This is a genomic window from Rhodococcus sp. G6(2025), assembly GCF_058628105.1.
The window spans coordinates 4,025,549-4,040,466 of sequence record NZ_CP179750.1 but is presented as its reverse complement, the minus strand read 5'-3'; the positions used below and the strand labels follow the sequence as shown (position 1 = coordinate 4,040,466).

At 66.7% G+C, this 14,918-nt stretch carries 14 protein-coding genes and 2 pseudogenes; 8 read left to right on the top strand and 8 right to left on the bottom strand.

Annotation, left to right across the window (positions count from 1 at the left end; translation table 11 throughout):
• Positions 1-108: 108 nt before the first annotated feature.
• On the bottom strand, positions 109-1,590 hold the full coding sequence (locus tag ACLIVD_RS18655) for an MFS transporter (RefSeq protein WP_283332438.1): 1,482 nt from the start codon (positions 1,588-1,590) through the stop codon (positions 109-111).
• Positions 1,591-1,839: 249 nt separating this feature from the next.
• Between ACLIVD_RS18655 and ACLIVD_RS18650 the strand changes: the two genes are divergently transcribed.
• Positions 1,840-2,547 carry a hypothetical protein gene (locus ACLIVD_RS18650; RefSeq protein WP_280783194.1) on the top strand — a complete coding sequence of 236 codons (708 nt, stop codon included), beginning with the start codon at positions 1,840-1,842 and terminating at the stop codon, positions 2,545-2,547.
• On the opposite strand, the gene ACLIVD_RS18645 is transcribed toward ACLIVD_RS18650, so the two are convergent.
• Positions 2,507-3,355 (bottom strand): alpha/beta fold hydrolase, encoded by an 849-nt coding sequence (locus tag ACLIVD_RS18645; RefSeq protein ID WP_105417417.1) that lies wholly within the window; start codon positions 3,353-3,355, stop codon positions 2,507-2,509. The two genes, ACLIVD_RS18650 and ACLIVD_RS18645, sit on opposite strands and share 41 nt — an antisense overlap.
• A 157-nt stretch (positions 3,356-3,512) precedes the next feature.
• Between ACLIVD_RS18645 and ACLIVD_RS18640 the strand changes: the two genes are divergently transcribed.
• A complete protein-coding gene (locus ACLIVD_RS18640) occupies positions 3,513-4,259 on the top strand; it encodes a response regulator transcription factor (protein WP_491930405.1) in 747 nt (248 codons plus the stop codon).
• On the opposite strand, the gene ACLIVD_RS18635 is transcribed toward ACLIVD_RS18640, so the two are convergent.
• Positions 4,235-5,200, bottom strand: a complete 966-nt coding sequence (locus ACLIVD_RS18635) for an alpha/beta fold hydrolase (protein ID WP_491930404.1) — start codon at positions 5,198-5,200, stop codon at positions 4,235-4,237. The two genes, ACLIVD_RS18640 and ACLIVD_RS18635, sit on opposite strands and share 25 nt — an antisense overlap.
• Before the next feature lie 52 nt (positions 5,201-5,252).
• Here ACLIVD_RS18635 and ACLIVD_RS18630 point away from each other — a divergent pair, with 52 nt between their 5' ends.
• Entirely contained in the window at positions 5,253-5,792 is a 540-nt protein-coding gene (locus ACLIVD_RS18630; protein ID WP_283332435.1) for a TetR/AcrR family transcriptional regulator, read from the top strand.
• Positions 5,793-5,831: 39 nt separating this feature from the next.
• Here ACLIVD_RS18630 and ACLIVD_RS18625 read toward each other — a convergent pair.
• Positions 5,832-6,553: pseudogene (locus ACLIVD_RS18625) on the bottom strand (efflux permease Rv1217c-related protein).
• Between the two features lie 706 nt (positions 6,554-7,259).
• Positions 7,260-8,033: pseudogene (locus ACLIVD_RS18620) on the bottom strand (ABC transporter ATP-binding protein); the annotation flags it as partial.
• A 187-nt stretch (positions 8,034-8,220) separates the two neighbouring features.
• Here ACLIVD_RS18620 and ACLIVD_RS18615 point away from each other — a divergent pair.
• The 3 genes from ACLIVD_RS18615 to ACLIVD_RS18605 all read left to right on the top strand — a co-directional run bounded on the left by ACLIVD_RS18615 (position 8,221) and on the right by ACLIVD_RS18605 (position 10,555).
• Positions 8,221-9,699, top strand: coding sequence for a DUF4389 domain-containing protein (locus ACLIVD_RS18615; protein WP_491930403.1), 1,479 nt, complete (start codon positions 8,221-8,223; stop codon positions 9,697-9,699).
• Positions 9,696-10,238, top strand: a complete 543-nt coding sequence (locus ACLIVD_RS18610; RefSeq protein WP_283352821.1) for a flavodoxin domain-containing protein — start codon at positions 9,696-9,698, stop codon at positions 10,236-10,238. The genes ACLIVD_RS18615 and ACLIVD_RS18610 overlap by 4 nt, the downstream gene beginning before the upstream one ends.
• Positions 10,239-10,312: 74 nt before the next feature.
• Positions 10,313-10,555: a PLDc N-terminal domain-containing protein gene (locus ACLIVD_RS18605; protein ID WP_317567274.1), complete on the top strand. Its 243-nt coding sequence runs from the start codon at positions 10,313-10,315 to the stop codon at positions 10,553-10,555.
• A 15-nt stretch (positions 10,556-10,570) separates the two neighbouring features.
• Here ACLIVD_RS18605 and ACLIVD_RS18600 read toward each other — a convergent pair whose 3' ends face one another.
• The 3 genes from ACLIVD_RS18600 to ACLIVD_RS18590 all read right to left on the bottom strand — a co-directional run bounded on the left by ACLIVD_RS18600 (position 10,571) and on the right by ACLIVD_RS18590 (position 12,775).
• Positions 10,571-11,578 carry a potassium channel family protein gene (locus ACLIVD_RS18600; RefSeq protein WP_477955477.1) on the bottom strand — a complete coding sequence of 336 codons (1,008 nt, stop codon included), beginning with the start codon at positions 11,576-11,578 and terminating at the stop codon, positions 10,571-10,573.
• Positions 11,579-11,622: 44 nt separating this feature from the next.
• Positions 11,623-12,411, bottom strand: a complete 789-nt coding sequence (locus ACLIVD_RS18595; protein ID WP_477955470.1) for a universal stress protein — start codon at positions 12,409-12,411, stop codon at positions 11,623-11,625.
• 106 nt (positions 12,412-12,517) lie between these two features.
• Complete coding sequence (locus ACLIVD_RS18590) at positions 12,518-12,775, bottom strand: hypothetical protein (RefSeq protein WP_317567277.1); 258 nt, start codon at positions 12,773-12,775, stop codon at positions 12,518-12,520.
• Between the two features lie 167 nt (positions 12,776-12,942).
• On the opposite strand from ACLIVD_RS18590, the gene ACLIVD_RS18585 reads away from it, so the two are divergent.
• Entirely contained in the window at positions 12,943-14,046 is a 1,104-nt protein-coding gene (locus tag ACLIVD_RS18585; RefSeq protein ID WP_283354815.1) for a 3-oxoacyl-ACP synthase III family protein, read from the top strand.
• Positions 14,030-14,905 (top strand): 3-oxoacyl-ACP synthase III family protein, encoded by an 876-nt coding sequence (locus ACLIVD_RS18580; protein ID WP_283354816.1) that lies wholly within the window; start codon positions 14,030-14,032, stop codon positions 14,903-14,905. Before ACLIVD_RS18585 ends, ACLIVD_RS18580 begins: the two co-directional genes overlap by 17 nt.
• Positions 14,906-14,918: the final 13 nt, after the last annotated feature.

Sequence of the window (14,918 nt, the reverse complement as noted above, 5' to 3'; positions counted from 1 at the left end):
ACGGGACGACCGCTGATGGTGACACACGCGCGCTGTGAAATCGCTGAGGGCCGTCGTCGCCGCGACCCCACGGGGGAGTCGCGGCGACGACGGTGTGAGACCGGCGGCTCAGTGGGCGAGGACGACGGCCCCGTCCGTGTCGGCCGCGGCCGCCGACCCCGAACCGGGCGCGCTCAGTTGCGAAATCCGGCGGGGCAACGCGAAGGCCACGACCGCGCCCAGCAGCGCCGAGATCGCACCGATCACGAACGCGATCGTGATGCCGGTGTCGGTGTAGAAGACCGCACCCTGCATGACGGTCGCGATGTGCGAGTTCAACACCGAGAAGACGATCACCGGGAGGATTGCGGGCAGGATGCTCTGGAACACCGCCACCATGCTCGCCGTCGTCGCCTGCAACTGCGGCGGCACCGCGGCGATGAGCAGGTTCGGGACGGAGGCGTACCCCATGCCCATTCCCACGCCGAGGAGTGCGGCGAAGCCGATCAGGAGTGCCTTGTCATCGTGGACCATCGCCGTGAGCAGGCAGGCGGCGGCCATCACGAGCATGCCCACGACCATCAGGGTCCGCGGGCGGACGTTCCGGGGGACCAGGGTTCCGACGATCAGCCCGCCGATCACCACGGCGCCACCCAGCGGCGCCTGGAAGATCGCGAATCCCTCTGCGCTGATGCCGAATCCGTAGCCGAGCCCCAGGATCGCCGGGGTCATGCACATCATCGGGAGCATGATCGTGAACACCGCGGACGTGCCGTAGCAGAATCCCGCGCCGAGCGCCGTCAGGAACACCGGCCGCTTACCGAAGAACCGGATGTCGATCAGCGGGTCCGCGAGCAGTCGTGCGGACACCGTCCACGCCACCAGCAGGGCGACACCGCCGGCGAGGAACCCGATCGTCGACCCCGACGCCCAGCCCCACGAGGGCCCGAAGCTCACCCCGACGAGGATGCCGGCGAGTCCGGCTCCCAGGAGCGCCGCGCCGATCAGGTCGATGCGGGCGCGCAGGCGCACCGGCGATTCCGCGGTCGTCGCCCGGATCAGGACGGCGAGAATCACCAGACCGGCCACGAAGAACCAGAAGATGCTCCGGAAGCCGAAATTGTCGATCAGCCAGCCGGTGAAGAACGGTGCGGGGATCGCGATGAGTCCCATGCCGCTCGTGGCGATGCTGACCGCCAACGCCACCGTCCGGGCGGGGAAGACGTCGCGGATGAGCGAATAGCTCAGGAACAGGCAGGGCACGAGCAGACCGGTGAGGGCGCGGCCGGCGATCAGCACCGCGTACGTCGGTGCGATCGCCGAGATCAGCGACCCGAGCGCCGACAGGCCCACGGCCGTCAGCAGGAGTCTCCGTTTGCCGTGTGTATCGGCGAGCTTGCCGATCAGCGGGCAGGTGATCGCTCCCACCAGCAGGAACGCCGTGAGCAGCCATGCGCCCTGCGTCGTCTGGTAGTGGGTGACGATCTGCGGCAACGCGATCGAGATCATCATGTAGCTGACCGCGAGCATCTCCAGCAGCAACACGATCGAGGCGAGCGAGAAGATCAGGCGGGGTGTCCATCGCTCGGTGGTCGCATGGGTGACCATCATCGGGTCCTTTCGAATACCTGCACGGGACTCGTGACGGCGCCGCGGCACTGCGGCGCGGCCCGAGCCGGGCGGTAGGGGTGGGTGGTCACATTCGGTGGTCGAAGTCTCGTGAATGTGTAATTGACATCACAGTTCTCGGGGATGCGGCACGCCATGCGGCGTTCCGCCCAGCGGGAAACCGACCGGCGGGTGTTCCCCGGTTGACGCGAATCGGTGAATCCCGAACGCTCCTCGAGCGAGGATCGACTCATGGCCGAAACGCAGCGCGCGCAGGACCTCCGCCGGCTGAGAACGCCACGCTCGGCGGCCGTCGCGGGGATCGTCTTCGCCGTGCTGTTCGCCACCAGCCTCGTCCTCCTGCGGACCGCGCTGCCGGCGGACCCGTTCGACGAAACCCCCTGGGTGGGCAGCGGCGAGATGCGGATCAAGGCGGCCCTGCTGCTTGCTCCGTTCGCGGGGATCGCGTTCCTCTGGTTCATCGGCGTCATCCGCGACCGGCTCGGCGACCTCGAGGACCGATTCTTCGCGACGGTGTTCCTCGGCAGCGGATTGCTGTTTCTCGCGATGGGTTTCGTCTCGATGGGGGTGGCGGGAGGCGTCCTCGCCATTGCCCGTCACTCGGGCAGCTCCGCGAACGAGATCGTCTATTTCGGCCGCGAGATCATGCTGCAGATCAACCACGTCTACGCGCTGCGTATGGCCGCGGTGTTCATGATCTCGCTGGGGACGATCTGGCTGCGGACCGGCTTGATGCCGCGATGGCTCGTCGTGACCACGTATTTGCTGGCCCTGGGGCTGCTGGTGATCGTCGACTTCAGCCTCTGGTCGACGTTGGCGTTCCCGGCGTGGGTGCTGCTGGTCAGCGTCTACATTCTGGTCACCGGACGCCGCGCGAGCGCCGCCGGGAACGGATCGTTCAGGTCCGCGCCGGCGTCGTGGAGACGAAGTCGTCGATGATCTCGACCACCGCGGCGGGATCCTCGAGGTGGGGATAGTGCCCGACACCGTCGAGGACGGCGAGCCGGCTCCCGGGAATCGCCTCGTGCGCCGCGTATCCGTGCGCGACCGGGATGATGCCGTCGGAATCGCCCCAGATCAGTTGCGTCGGGAGACCTTCGTTGAGGTACAGACGGCTCAGCGCGCTCACCGCCTGCCCCCGATGGTCGACGACCGCGCGGAGCGTCCGCAGAAACGCCTGCCGGGTGGCCGAATCGGACAGCGACGAGTAGGCGTTCCACATCTCGTCGCCGCGGACCGAGTGGAACCCGGCCGCCGCCAGCCAGCCACGGACCTTGTTTCCGGCGTCACGAACCACGGTGGGCGCCACCAAGGGCAGGACGAACTCGGACCCCGGCGCCGCCAGCAACCGCAGGGTCCAGTTCACGTCCGGTCCCAGTCCGCCGCTGCCGATGAGGACCAGCCGGTCACACAGTTCGGGATGCTGATAGCTGAACTGCATCGCCACCCCACCGCCGAGGGATTGACCGATGACGGTCACCCGTTCGATGCCCAGTTCGTTCAGGAGGTCGCGCAGCCACGCGGCGAACGCGCCCAGCGAGTAGTCGCCGCGCGGCTTGGCGGAATCGCCGTGGCCGGGCAGGTCCGGCGCCAGGACCCGGTACCGCTGCGCCAACTGCGGGAAAACGGCACGCCACGTCGCGGAACTTCCCGCCATCCCGTGTACGAGCAGCAGCGTCTCGCCCTCACCCTCCATCCGGTATGCGACGGCGTCCCCGTGCAGTGTGAGGTGCTGGAGCTGGGACATACAACGACCTCCCGATCGTCTGATGCAGCGGTCTCTCGGTAACGATAGGGGAGATTCGCCCGATATCGTCATCAACTGCGGCGTGGGAACTTGATCTCAGTCCCGGGTTGATCTAGCAGGAACCCCGACGCGAGGCTCGAAAACAGGAGGAACCCGCATGAACGCTGTGTCGAGTTCGGCCATCGCCCGTCCGCGCGTCCTGCTGATCGACGCGGATGTCGAGAGATCCCTCGTCGAGCGCCTCCGGGACGCGGGGTTCTTCGTCACGAGGACATATGCGGAGCCGGTGCGGTCGCGGATCGAACCCCCCGATGTGGTGATAGTCGACGCACGATCACCACATCTCGACGCCGACACCACTGTGCGTGCGTTGAAGGCGATGCGATTCGCGCTCGCCGTTGTGGTGATCGGCACGTTCCGTTCCGGCAACCGGCGCAGCGACCTCCTCGAGGCCGGCGCCGACGACGTGATGGAGATGCCTGTCGGGGCGGACGAGCTCGTCGCACGGCTCCGCGCGATCCTCCGCCGGGTGAAGCCTGAGGTGCCCGCGCAGGCGCCCGACGGCGCGCAGGACGTCTGCCTGTGCGAGGAACCTCACGAACCCGACCACGACGGGCTCCGCACCACGCTGACCAGGACGGAATTCGTCCTCTTCACCGTGCTCGCGCAGAATGTCGACCGGGTCGTCACCCGCCGCGACCTCATGCTCATGGTGTGGGGTGTGACGGTCGAATCGAAGACGAACGTCCTCAATGCCTACGTCTGCTCCCTGCGACGGAAACTGGTGGCCGTGGGATCGCCGTACGTCGTCCACACCGTGCGCGGCGTGGGATTCGCCCTCGGCGAGGTCGAGCGTCCCGGGAGCATCGATCCGGTCCGTCAGGTGCCCGTCGCCGCCTCGTGACCCCGACCCGGCGGCGCGAAGAATGCGAGAGCGCGTTCGAGCACTACCTCCGGCCTCTCGTCGACGAGGAAGTGTGAGGCGCCCTCGACGACCTCGACACCGAAGTCATCGGTGTGCTTCTCGAATCCGCCGAGGAACTCCGGGCGCACAATGGGGTCTTCGGCGCCGATGAGCACCCGGGTGGGGGTGCCGAGCCGACTGTTCCGGTACGCGCCGGTCATGATCCGCGCGGCCTCACGCATGATGAAGCACCGGTAGAGAGCGGACGCTGCGTCGGCGCGGGCAGGTTCGCGCAGCTGGGCGGCGAACATCTCGATGTCGTTCTCCGAACAGGTGTTCCGGTTCGTGGTGAAACCCCGCAGCAGGTGGTAGGTCAGTCGTTGACGCCCCCGTCCGAGCAGGCGTGGACCGAGGAACGGTGCGGCGATCACGGGTTCGAACCAGCCGTGCCGTGCGATCGTCAGCAGCAGCCGTGGATCGAACCGAACGAACGGGTGGGGGACACCGAGACTCACGTATTTCCGCACACGGTGCGGCGCGCGCAGGCACAGCTCGTATCCGAGCAGAGCGCCCCAGTCGTGCGCGATCAGGCAGACCCGGTCGAGTTCGAGCGCGTCCAGTAGCGCGACGACGTCGGCGAGCAACTGCTCGCGGGTGTATCCGGTGGGCGGGGCGTCGGTCCAGCCGGCGCCGCGCAGATCCGGGCAGATCACCCGGTAATGCGCGGCCAGCCCGGGGAGGACCCCGCGCCACTCCCACCAGTTCTGGGGGAAGCCGTGGAGTAGCACCACGGGTTCGCCGTGACCGGCCTCGGCCACGTGCATGCGCAGGCCGGGGAGTCGGAGGTAGCGGTGCCGGACACCGTCCAGTGCGGGAAAGGTGTTGTCCGGCTCGCCGTTCGGTCCGGAAACTCTGTCGTGTCCGCTGGCCTCGTGTCTCATGACATCACGCTACTACGATCATAGTGCCAAGTCACTATGTTTATAGTAGCGTGTGACGCCAACGAGAACGACAGCGCTCGACGCAGCGATCGACCTGGTCGGAACCGAGGGACTGCGATCACTCACCCACGCCCGGGTCGACGAACGCGCCGGCCTCCCGAAGGGGACGACGTCCAATTACTTCCGCACCCGGGCGGCGCTGCTCTCCGGCACCGTCGACGCGATCGTGGAACGCGAGATGGCCGAAGTCGGTGTACTGGCACCGACATCCGCAGACGACCTCGTCGACGCGCTCTGCGGTCTGATCGACTACACGACCGTCGCCAACCGAACCGTCACCGCCGCACGGCTGGTCCTGTTCCTCGAAGCCAGCCACGACCCCACTCTCCGGGAGGCGCTGGCACGGGGGCGCGCGGCCATGGAGGCGTCGGCCGTCTCGGCATTCCACCGGCTGGGAGCACGGGATCCACAGACCGCCGCCACCGCAGTCATGGCCTGCGCAGAAGGCCTGATCCTGCATCGCATCGCCCGACACGACACGACGGATCCGCGGCCGACGTTCGAACTGGTGGTCCGGGCCGCGCTGAGCTGACGGCCCGTGTTCGCCGGCGAGATTCGATACCCGGATCGGTCACCTCCGGTCGCGCCGGCGGAAACCGATCAATCCCACTGTGATCATTGCGACCGCGAAAACCAACTCCCACACGATCGGTGCCGGGTCGAATGCTTCTCCAGGCAGTTTCGGAAGATGACTGAATGGTTCCAGGTCGAGGACCCAGGCCGGGAGGCCGGCGAGAGCGCCGACCATGAAGATCAGGATGAACGTCACATAGACGGCCCATGCGGCAGGCGCGATGCGGGGCAGCAGTCCGAACAGTGCCACGGTTACTCCGGCCGATATCCAGATCGCGGGAAGCTGAACCAGCGCGCCGGCCACCGTCGCGGGGAACTTGCCCGCGATGTCGCCGACGGACGCGCCGTACGTCACCCCGACGGAAACACCGGCGACGGTGATCGCGACGGCTGGGCCGAGCACCGCGAACAGCAGGTGGCTCAGTGCCCACCGGACGCGGCCGACCGCTCCCGCGATCACCGGCTCGCCGCGTTGCGCGGCTTCCTCGTAGTGGAGCCGGAGTGCGGCGGAGATCGCGTAGGCCGACGCGGCGATGCCCAGCATGGTGAGCGCGAAGGCGACGAAGACGTCTGCCACGGTTGCATTTCCGCCGAGGCGGGCGAGGACGTCGTTGATCGTCCGGCTCCGAGTTGGATGCCGAGCCCGTGAGCGGCGCTGCCGAACAACAGTCCGTACAGGAGCAGGGCGACGGTCCACGCGAGCAGTGTCCCGCGGTGCATCCGCCACGCCAGACCGACGGGCCCCGCGAGAGCAGGCCCGGCGGTCTCGTCGCCGGGGCGTTCGGCGATGAGACCGCCACCGATATCGCGGCGGCGGAGCAGCACGTAGGCGGCGACGGTCGACGCCGCGGTCGCTGCCACATGCAGCAGGAGAACCCACCACCGCTCCTCGGCGAACGGGCGCAGCTGCAACGACCAGCCCTGCGGCGACCACCACGACAATGCCCCGGAACCGGCATCACCGACGGCGCGGAGTGCAAAGAACACTCCGAGTGCGCCCAGCGCGAACCCGCGGGCCGTGCGGGCGGAGGTGGTCAACTGCGCGGCGACGGCGGCTACGCCGGTGAACACGAGACCGCTTGCGGCCAGGGCGGCTCCGTAGCCGATCGAGCCGGCCAGCGGCAGGTCGAACATGCGCAACACGACGCCGAATGCGGTTCCCGTCACGATCGACGCACCCGCGGCCACGACGATCGCGGCGGTCAGTCCGGCGTACCGGCCGACCGCGGTCGAATCGATCAGCTCGGCGCGACCGGATTCCTCCTCGGCCCGGGTGTGCCGGATCACGGTCAAGATCACCGCGACGGCGATCACGGTGTACAGCGCACCGGTTTTCCAGATCGCCACCGCCCCGGGACTGGGGTTGAATATGGGTCCGTACATGGCGATCTGGGCGGGACTGGCGGCGGTCGCCGCCGCAAACTCCGCTGTCGACCTGACAGTGCAGCATGCTGCCGTTGATCACGATATCCGCGACGCCGGGGATGTGGTGCAGGTCGACCGGGTCGCCGAGTAGTTCGGCGGTGATCGACGTGCGGCTGAGGTGACGCATCGAGTCGACGGCGCCGCTGTCGACTGTCTTGCCTTCACGGATGATCGTCACCCGATGGCAGAGCGCCTCGACCTCGGAAAGGATGTGGCTCGACAACAGGATGGTGGCGCCGCGGTCGACCGCTTCGCGGGCGCACTCGCGGAATACTTGCTCCATCAATGGGTCCAGACCGGAGGTGGGTTCGTCGAGGAGCAGAACCCTGGCGTGTGACGAGAGGGCCGACACCAGGGCTACCTTCTGCCGGTTACCTTTGGAGCAGCTCCGCGCCTTCTTGCGCGGATCCAGATCGAACCGATCGATGAGTTCTCCGCGGCGTTGTTCGTCGAGTCCGCCGCGCAGTCGTGCCAGCAGGTCGATCGTTTCGCCACCGGACAAGGATGGCCACAGTGTGACATCGCCGGGCACGTAGGCCACTTCACGGTGCAGCGCGACTGCATCGGACCACGGATCGCGACCGAGCATCCGGGCCTGACCCGACGTGGCGCGCAGGATCCCGAGCAGTACACGGATGGTGGTGGATTTTCCGGAACCGTTCGGCCCGAGGAAGCCGTGGATCTCGCCGGTGTCGACGGTGAGATCCAACCCGTCCAGTGCGTGAACGTGACCGAAGTGTTTGTGAAGACTGTGCACTTCTATGACGTGGTGCATGTCAGCTCCTGTCCTGCTCAACTGTCGCTGATCCACCGGCCGGTGTACTAGGGCCTTTCGTCCGCGTTCTTTCGTTGCCGCAAACACGCGCGACCATCGGGCGAGGTGGTGACCAATGACCCTGACGCGCCGATGGAGCCAGGACCCACACTGAGACTTCGGGGACACGGACCGGGAGGAATTTCCTGTGCGAACCGGCAGAGTGGCTGTTCTCGTCTTGGGCTGTCTGAGCGCCCTGACCGGGTTCGCGCTGCTCACTGCCGCGGTGTTTCTGGGGTGGGCCTACTTCATGCAACGCGACGGTGGGCACTTCACCTCGCCGCGTGAGCACTTCGAGACGAGTGAAAGTGCCCTGGTATCGGAGAAGGTCGATCTGTTCGAGGGCGCCGACTTGCCGGAAGGGTTCAGCACCGAGGACCTCGGCCGGGTACTGCTGCGAGCCACCGCGACCGATCCCAGCCAGGAGATCTTCATCGGGATCGGCCTTCGTGACGAGGTCGACAAGTACTTCACCGACGTTGCTCGCACCGAGGTGACAGACGTGCACTTCGATCCGTTCCGACCGACCTATCGGCAGATTCCTGGAACCCGGCCCGCGGAAGCACCAGGGGCGCAGTCGTTCTGGTCGACCTTTTCATCGGGTCCCGGCACACAAGAAGTGCGCTGGGAGCTGCAGCAGGGTGCCTGGACGGCTGTCGTGATGAATGCCGACGCCGCCCCCGGGGTGTCGGCCGACATTCAGGCCGGGGCACGCCTCGCTTTCCTCGGACCGCTCGCTCTGAGTGTCCTGATCGGCGCAGTCGTCTTTCTGATCATCGGAATCCCGTTGATCGTGGCAGGAGCAATCGGTCTGGGTCGGCACGGTCCGCCGCAACCGCATCCCGTCGGACGGGACGCAGCCGACGACACCCACCCCCAGGTTCCATGGACCGTCTATCCCACTCGTCTCGTGGGCGAACTCGACGAACCACTGTCGCGATGGCTGTGGCTGGTGAAATGGCTCCTGGCGATCCCGCACTACTTCGTACTCTTCTTCCTCGGGGTCGCGTTCGTCGTCACCACCCTGGTTTCCGGATTCGCGATCCTGTTCACCGCGCGGTACCCGCGGGCCCTCTTCGACTTCGGCGTCGGAGTTCTCCGGTGGTGGTGGCGCGTGCAGTTCTATACCTACTCGGCCCTGGCGACGGACCGCTACCCACCCTTCACCCTCAAACGCACCGACTATCCCGCGGACTTCGACGTCGACTACCCCGTGCGGCTGTCCCGCGGACTGGTGCTCGTGAAGTGGTGGCTGTTGGCGATCCCGCACTACCTGATCCTGGCGCTACTCGCGGGAGGGTGGTTCGGGAGCTGGCGTGCCGGAGCGTTCGCCACCGACGGTACGCACTACGGGCAGCCGTGGCTCCTCGGTTCTCTGCTCGGTCTCGTGGTGACCTTTTCGGCAATTGCGCTTCTCTTCACCGGACGGTACCCACACGGTCTTTTCGACTTCGTGATGGGCATCAACCGCTGGGCGTTTCGCGTCGCGGCGTACGCCACCCTGATGCGGGATGAGTACCCACCGTTCCGCCTCGACCAGGGACCATTCGAGCCAGATGAGCCCGGGCCACACTCGCGCGGAGACGATTCCGGTGCCGACACCTCTCCGGAAAGGCCCCGCCCATGAAAGTACTGGTGGCGTACGCGACAGCGAAGGGCTCGACCCGCGGGATAGCCGAGAGACTCGGGTCGTGTATCGAAGGTTTCGGGCAGGAAGTCGATGTGCGGGCGGCCGCGGACGTGTCACACGTGCACTCCTACGACGTGATCGTTCTCGGAAGCGCGATCCATGACGGGCAGTGGCTCGCCGAGGCCTCCGACGCGGTCGAGCGCCTGCGGTCGCAATTCGAAGGGAAGCGAGTGTGGGCGTTCTCGGTGTCGTCGGTGGGCGTCACCAGCACGACCCTGTCCAAGCGGCTGGCGCGTTTTCTGCGTCGCGTGACACCGGAGCCGCGAGCGGTGCAATTGCTGCGGGATGCGGCCGATGTGCGCGACCACCGATTCTTCGCCGGGGCGATCGCCTCGGGTGATTGGCCGGGATTCGGGCGAGTCGTCTTCACGCTCATGGGTGGGCACTACGGCGACGCCCGGGACTGGGCGGACGTGTGCGCGTGGGCAGGCACCATTGCCGCCGAATCGACCCGGGACACGGAAAGACGGACCTAGATCCAGTGGTCGGCGCCGCCGAGGCATTGCTCTCGCGGTGCCGTGCCGGTGGAGGTGAGATCGGAGGAGCATCGATGAGTCCATGGAAGAGGCGTGTGACGTGGTCGAGTCTGACAACGCCGCAGCGCGCCGCGCTGGTCGTGGCGGCGGCGGTGCAAGTGGGGCTGGCCGTGGCGGCCTGGGCAGATCTGGCGAAGCGTGATCCCCGCGAGATCAGGGGGAGCCGAACTATTTGGGCTGCCGTGATCGCGGTGAATTTCGTCGGGCCGATCGCGTATTTCCGGTGGGCTCGCCGTACCCCGGACGAGGCACGGTGAGGGCGCGAGAATCGTTCAGGACGACTCGATTCCCTCCCTCTGCTTGACCTCGCGCCGAAGCGCGTCGAGCTGCGGCGCAGTTCCGAGTGCAATGAGAATCGTGCCCGGGTCCAGACGTCGCTCCGGCGGGGGATTGGCGACGAACTGTCCCGTCGGCGACCGCAACGCCATCAACAGCGAGCCGGTGGCCGCCGCGAGGGCCGCTTCCGCCAGCGTCCGCCCGGCCAGCGGCGAACCAGCCGAGACCTCGACCTCCTCGATCCGGTAGTCCAGTGTCTCGTCGTGCATCACGACGTCCAAGAACTCGGCGACATGTGGCTGGAGTGCGAAGGCACCCATCCGGCGCCCCCCGATGAGTTGAGGGTTGACGACGCGGTTTGCTCCCGCCCGAATCAACTTGGACGTCGAACCATCGTTGCGGGCGCGGGCAATGATGATCAGATCCGGCCGCAACGCACGGCTCGAGAGTGTGACGTAGACATTGTCCGCGTCGGTGTCGAGCGCCGTGATCAGGGCGTGGGCACGGCCGATTCCCGCCGCTTCGAGAACCTGGTCGTCGGTGACATCCCCGACTATTGTCGGGACGTCGAGGTCGGCGAGGCGCTCCGGATCTCGGTCGACGACGACGACCGGCATCCCGAGCGTGGCCAGGTACTGCACTCCGGCCCGTCCGACCCGGCCGAAACCACAGATGATCGTGTGCCCGGTCGTCCTGCTGATGTGTCTGTCCATTCGCCGACGCTCCATGTGCTGACGTAGATGTCCTTCGATGAGTGCTTCGAGGATTACCCCGAAGGTGTATAGCGCCGTACCGACACCTGCCAGTATGAGCAGGATCGTGAAGATCTGGCCCACCGCACCGAGTGGGTGGACCTCACGAAACCCGACCGTGCTGATCGTCGTCACGGTTTGGTACAGCGCATCCAGAATACCGAAGCCCAGGACGACATACCCGAGCGTGCCTGCAACGACGACGAACCCGAACGCCCCCAGTGCGCGGCCGATCCTCAGGAGGGGACTCATCACGGTCCGCCCGGCCGGGACGGCGGTGGAGGCGTCTCGTCTCGTCACCGGCGCACGATCAGCAGCGGGCAGGTGAGCGCGTGGAGGAGCGCCCGACTCGTCGAACCGAGCAGCAACGAGGTGAAACCACCCCGCCCATGGCTGCCGGTCACCACCAACTGCGCTCCCTGAGATTGCTGAAGCAAGTGGTGAACCGGTCGATCTCGGACGACAACTTTGCGGACGGACACGTCCGGATACTTGTCCTTCCATCCGGCGAGGCTCTCCGACAGGACCGCCCGTTCGGCGGTTTCGATTGCCGACCAAGGAAGTTCGTTGTCGCTGAGATCGGCTGGTGCAATGGCGACACCGACCACCACCGGGCCGTCCAATGGCGGCGCGTCCATTTCTGGCATTCCGCGGATCACCGCCACCGGGCACGCTGCATGACTGGCTGCTGCGGAGCTGACCGATCCGACCAGTCCGCCGGTGAACTCTCCGAGGCCACGCGAACCGACGACCAGCATGCGAGCCGACTCGGCGGCGTCGAGTAGGGCCCGCACGGCCGAGCCGTGACGCAGCGACGTCCGGAGGGTGAGGTGGTTGCCGGGCACGCTCCGCCGGGCGAGTTCGGCGGCCGTGGCGAGACGCTGAGTGCCCGCATATTCCACGCCGCTGAACACACCTGCGGAGAGGTTGACGGCGTCGCCGAACGTACCGGGCGCCGTCAGGAGGGAGGACACCAGAAGTAGCGGGACTCGATGGTGGACGGCCGCATCGGCGGCCCAGCGCACGGCGTCGAGCGATTGCGCCGATCCGTCCACACCCACGACTATCGGTGAATCAGTCTGCATGTCGATTCCTCGTCTCTGTTCGGTCGTGCCGGCCACGTAGAGAATGTGCCACCGCCGCGTGACCGTCTCGACAGGGCACACAGTCTCCAAATCGCGGAGCGGCCGCTCACAGCGAGTTCACACCGTGGAGAAGCAGGGCGGGCAAACCCGGGACCATCAGTCCGACACCGACCGACACGATCGCGGCGCCGACGACCCGATGATGCGGATTACGGAAGACGCCGAGTCCGATGAAGACGACCGCTGCTGCGCCCCCGAGGACGGTGAGGGGAGACGTCACCGACAACGCCGCGAAGCCCACGAAGGCGGCGGCCGCGACCCATGGCCATCGCAGATCTCCGGCGTCGAGATATTGTGCCTGCATGACGGCTCCTCTCCTCGTCCACCAGCGTCGGCGTGCCACCATCACGGGACAAGGGTCCTAGGGCCTCACCTCGTCGCATTCCTCGAACGATCCCCCGGAAGGGTCCAAATGCCCTGGTGACGAGATCGCCGGTGCGCGATCGTGGAGTGAGCACGGAGGTGAAGAGAATGGTCAAGCGTTGGCTGGTCATGGAGACCGAGAACGACGACCTGCGAATGCCGTTCGCTACTCGTCTCGCCGGGGCCGGACGGCATCTACCCACGACACATCTCACGACCACGGACCTGATGTCGACCACCCGGCACTCGACTCACATCGACCTCGAGCGGCTCACCGGGATCCGCGAGCGCCGGGTGTCGGTGGGGGACGAGGACTCCTACACACTGGCGATCTCGGCGGCACTGGATTGCCTGGAACGGTCGAACCGGGACGCCGGGTCGATCGATGTGGTGGTCAGTTGCAGCATCACCAAGTTTCACGGCGGTCTCACCCAATGGCTGGAACCGACGATGAGTAGTGCGGTCGCCCAGGCGATCGGCGCGCCGGGGGCGATGACCTTCGATCTCTCGAACGCGTGCGCCGGCATGTTGACCGGTGTGACGGTGATGAACAACTGGATCCGTCAGGGAATCGTCGAACGGGCACTTGTCGTCAGTGGTGAGTACATTTCGCAGCTCGGACAGAATGCTGCCCAGCACATCCGGAACATCATGAGCAAGGAGCTTGCGTGCCTCACGCTCGGGGACGCCGGGGCCGCGCTGCTCCTCGAACGTGCCCCTGCCGGATCGGCCGGGATCGGTTTGGCCGGATTCACCACCGTCGCCGACTACAGTCGGCTCTGTCTCGCGTACCCGAAGGGCGGCGACCCCGGCGCCCGGATGTTTACCAACTCGCGGGGGATCCAGCGGGCAGCGATCGCGGACACCCCGCTGTTGTTGCACGAGGTGCTCGACGCCGCCGGGATCTCCCTCCACGACATCGATCACGTGATCACACACCAAACCTCGGCGCGGGCGATCCGCAAAGGGATGGCCGAGGTGACCGCCACGCTGGGCGATTCTCCACGGCACGACGCGGTCATCACCGTCGACCGCTACGGAAATACGGCCTCGACGACCCACACCGTCGCGCTCGTCGAGGAACTCGAAGCAGGCCGCATCCAAGCGGGTGAGACCGTGGCGTTGATCGCCCTCGCATCGGGTTTGGAGATCGGCGTCGTTCTGTTGACCCTGGACGAGGAATTGGTGGCACGCTATGGGCACAGTCATTGATCGGCTCGACGTCACACGAGGCGGCTGGCGTACCCGCCACAGTGCATTGCATCTCGCGGTGTCGGCCGCCCAGACCTGCCTCGAACGGGCCGGTCGGAATGCCGATGACCTGGACCTGCTCGTCAACGTCGGGTTGTACCGCGACCGGAATCTGGGAGAGCCCGCCCTCGCGGCGCTCATCCAGGAAGATATCGGTGCCCACCCGGAGGACCCCCACGACGACACGCACGGGACCTTTTCCTTCGATGTCGCAAACGGATCCTGTGGGGCTCTCAACGGTCTGCAGATCGTCGACGGATTCCTGCGGTCGCACACGATCGACTGGGCGCTGGTGGTTGCCAGTGATGCCGATCCCGGACGTGGGATGAGCGAGCACTTTCCGTTTGCGCCGACGGGTGGAGCCATCCTCTGCCGCTGGACCGACGACGAATTCGGCCTGGGGCCCGTCCATTGGGTGAATTGCTCCGATGCCGGTGAAAGCTTCTGTGCCACCGTCGGACTCGAGGATTCCCGGAACGTACTGCGGTTCCGGGAGTCGGATTCGATGGACGAGCGATTCGCGACCGCCGGAGCGCAGGCGGCGCGGGAATGCCTGGAGGCATCCTCCCTCGACCTCGCCGATGTCGATTTGATCGTGGCCGCTCCCGCCCGGCGGAAGTTCCGCGCGACGCTCGCCGAGCACCTGGGCGTCCCCGTGCCGCGGATCGTGGTCGCGGATGACGAACGGATGCATACCGCGTCCCTCGTGGCAGCCCTGGACCGCCGGACGGGTGGCATCCCGGCCGGGAATCGAGTCCTGATCATCGCCGTGGGTGCGGGGGTCACCGCCGGCGCCGCGCTGTACAGGGAACACCCCTGACACCGGAAGCGGT

Coding starts and splice junctions, on each gene's coding strand:
- ACLIVD_RS18650 (WP_280783194.1), top strand. CDS start 1,840: ATGGCCGAAACGCAGCGCGCGCAGGACCTCCGCCGGCTGAGAACGCCA.
- ACLIVD_RS18655 (WP_283332438.1), bottom strand. CDS start 1,590: ATGATGGTCACCCATGCGACCACCGAGCGATGGACACCCCGCCTGATC.
- ACLIVD_RS18605 (WP_317567274.1), top strand. CDS start 10,313: ATGAGTCCATGGAAGAGGCGTGTGACGTGGTCGAGTCTGACAACGCCG.
- ACLIVD_RS18600 (WP_477955477.1), bottom strand. CDS start 11,578: ATGAGTCCCCTCCTGAGGATCGGCCGCGCACTGGGGGCGTTCGGGTTC.
- ACLIVD_RS18640 (WP_491930405.1), top strand. CDS start 3,513: ATGAACGCTGTGTCGAGTTCGGCCATCGCCCGTCCGCGCGTCCTGCTG.
- ACLIVD_RS18590 (WP_317567277.1), bottom strand. CDS start 12,775: ATGCAGGCACAATATCTCGACGCCGGAGATCTGCGATGGCCATGGGTC.
- ACLIVD_RS18595 (WP_477955470.1), bottom strand. CDS start 12,411: ATGCAGACTGATTCACCGATAGTCGTGGGTGTGGACGGATCGGCGCAA.
- ACLIVD_RS18610 (WP_283352821.1), top strand. CDS start 9,696: ATGAAAGTACTGGTGGCGTACGCGACAGCGAAGGGCTCGACCCGCGGG.
- ACLIVD_RS18580 (WP_283354816.1), top strand. CDS start 14,030: ATGGGCACAGTCATTGATCGGCTCGACGTCACACGAGGCGGCTGGCGT.
- ACLIVD_RS18635 (WP_491930404.1), bottom strand. CDS start 5,200: ATGAGACACGAGGCCAGCGGACACGACAGAGTTTCCGGACCGAACGGC.
- ACLIVD_RS18645 (WP_105417417.1), bottom strand. CDS start 3,355: ATGTCCCAGCTCCAGCACCTCACACTGCACGGGGACGCCGTCGCATAC.
- ACLIVD_RS18585 (WP_283354815.1), top strand. CDS start 12,943: ATGGTCAAGCGTTGGCTGGTCATGGAGACCGAGAACGACGACCTGCGA.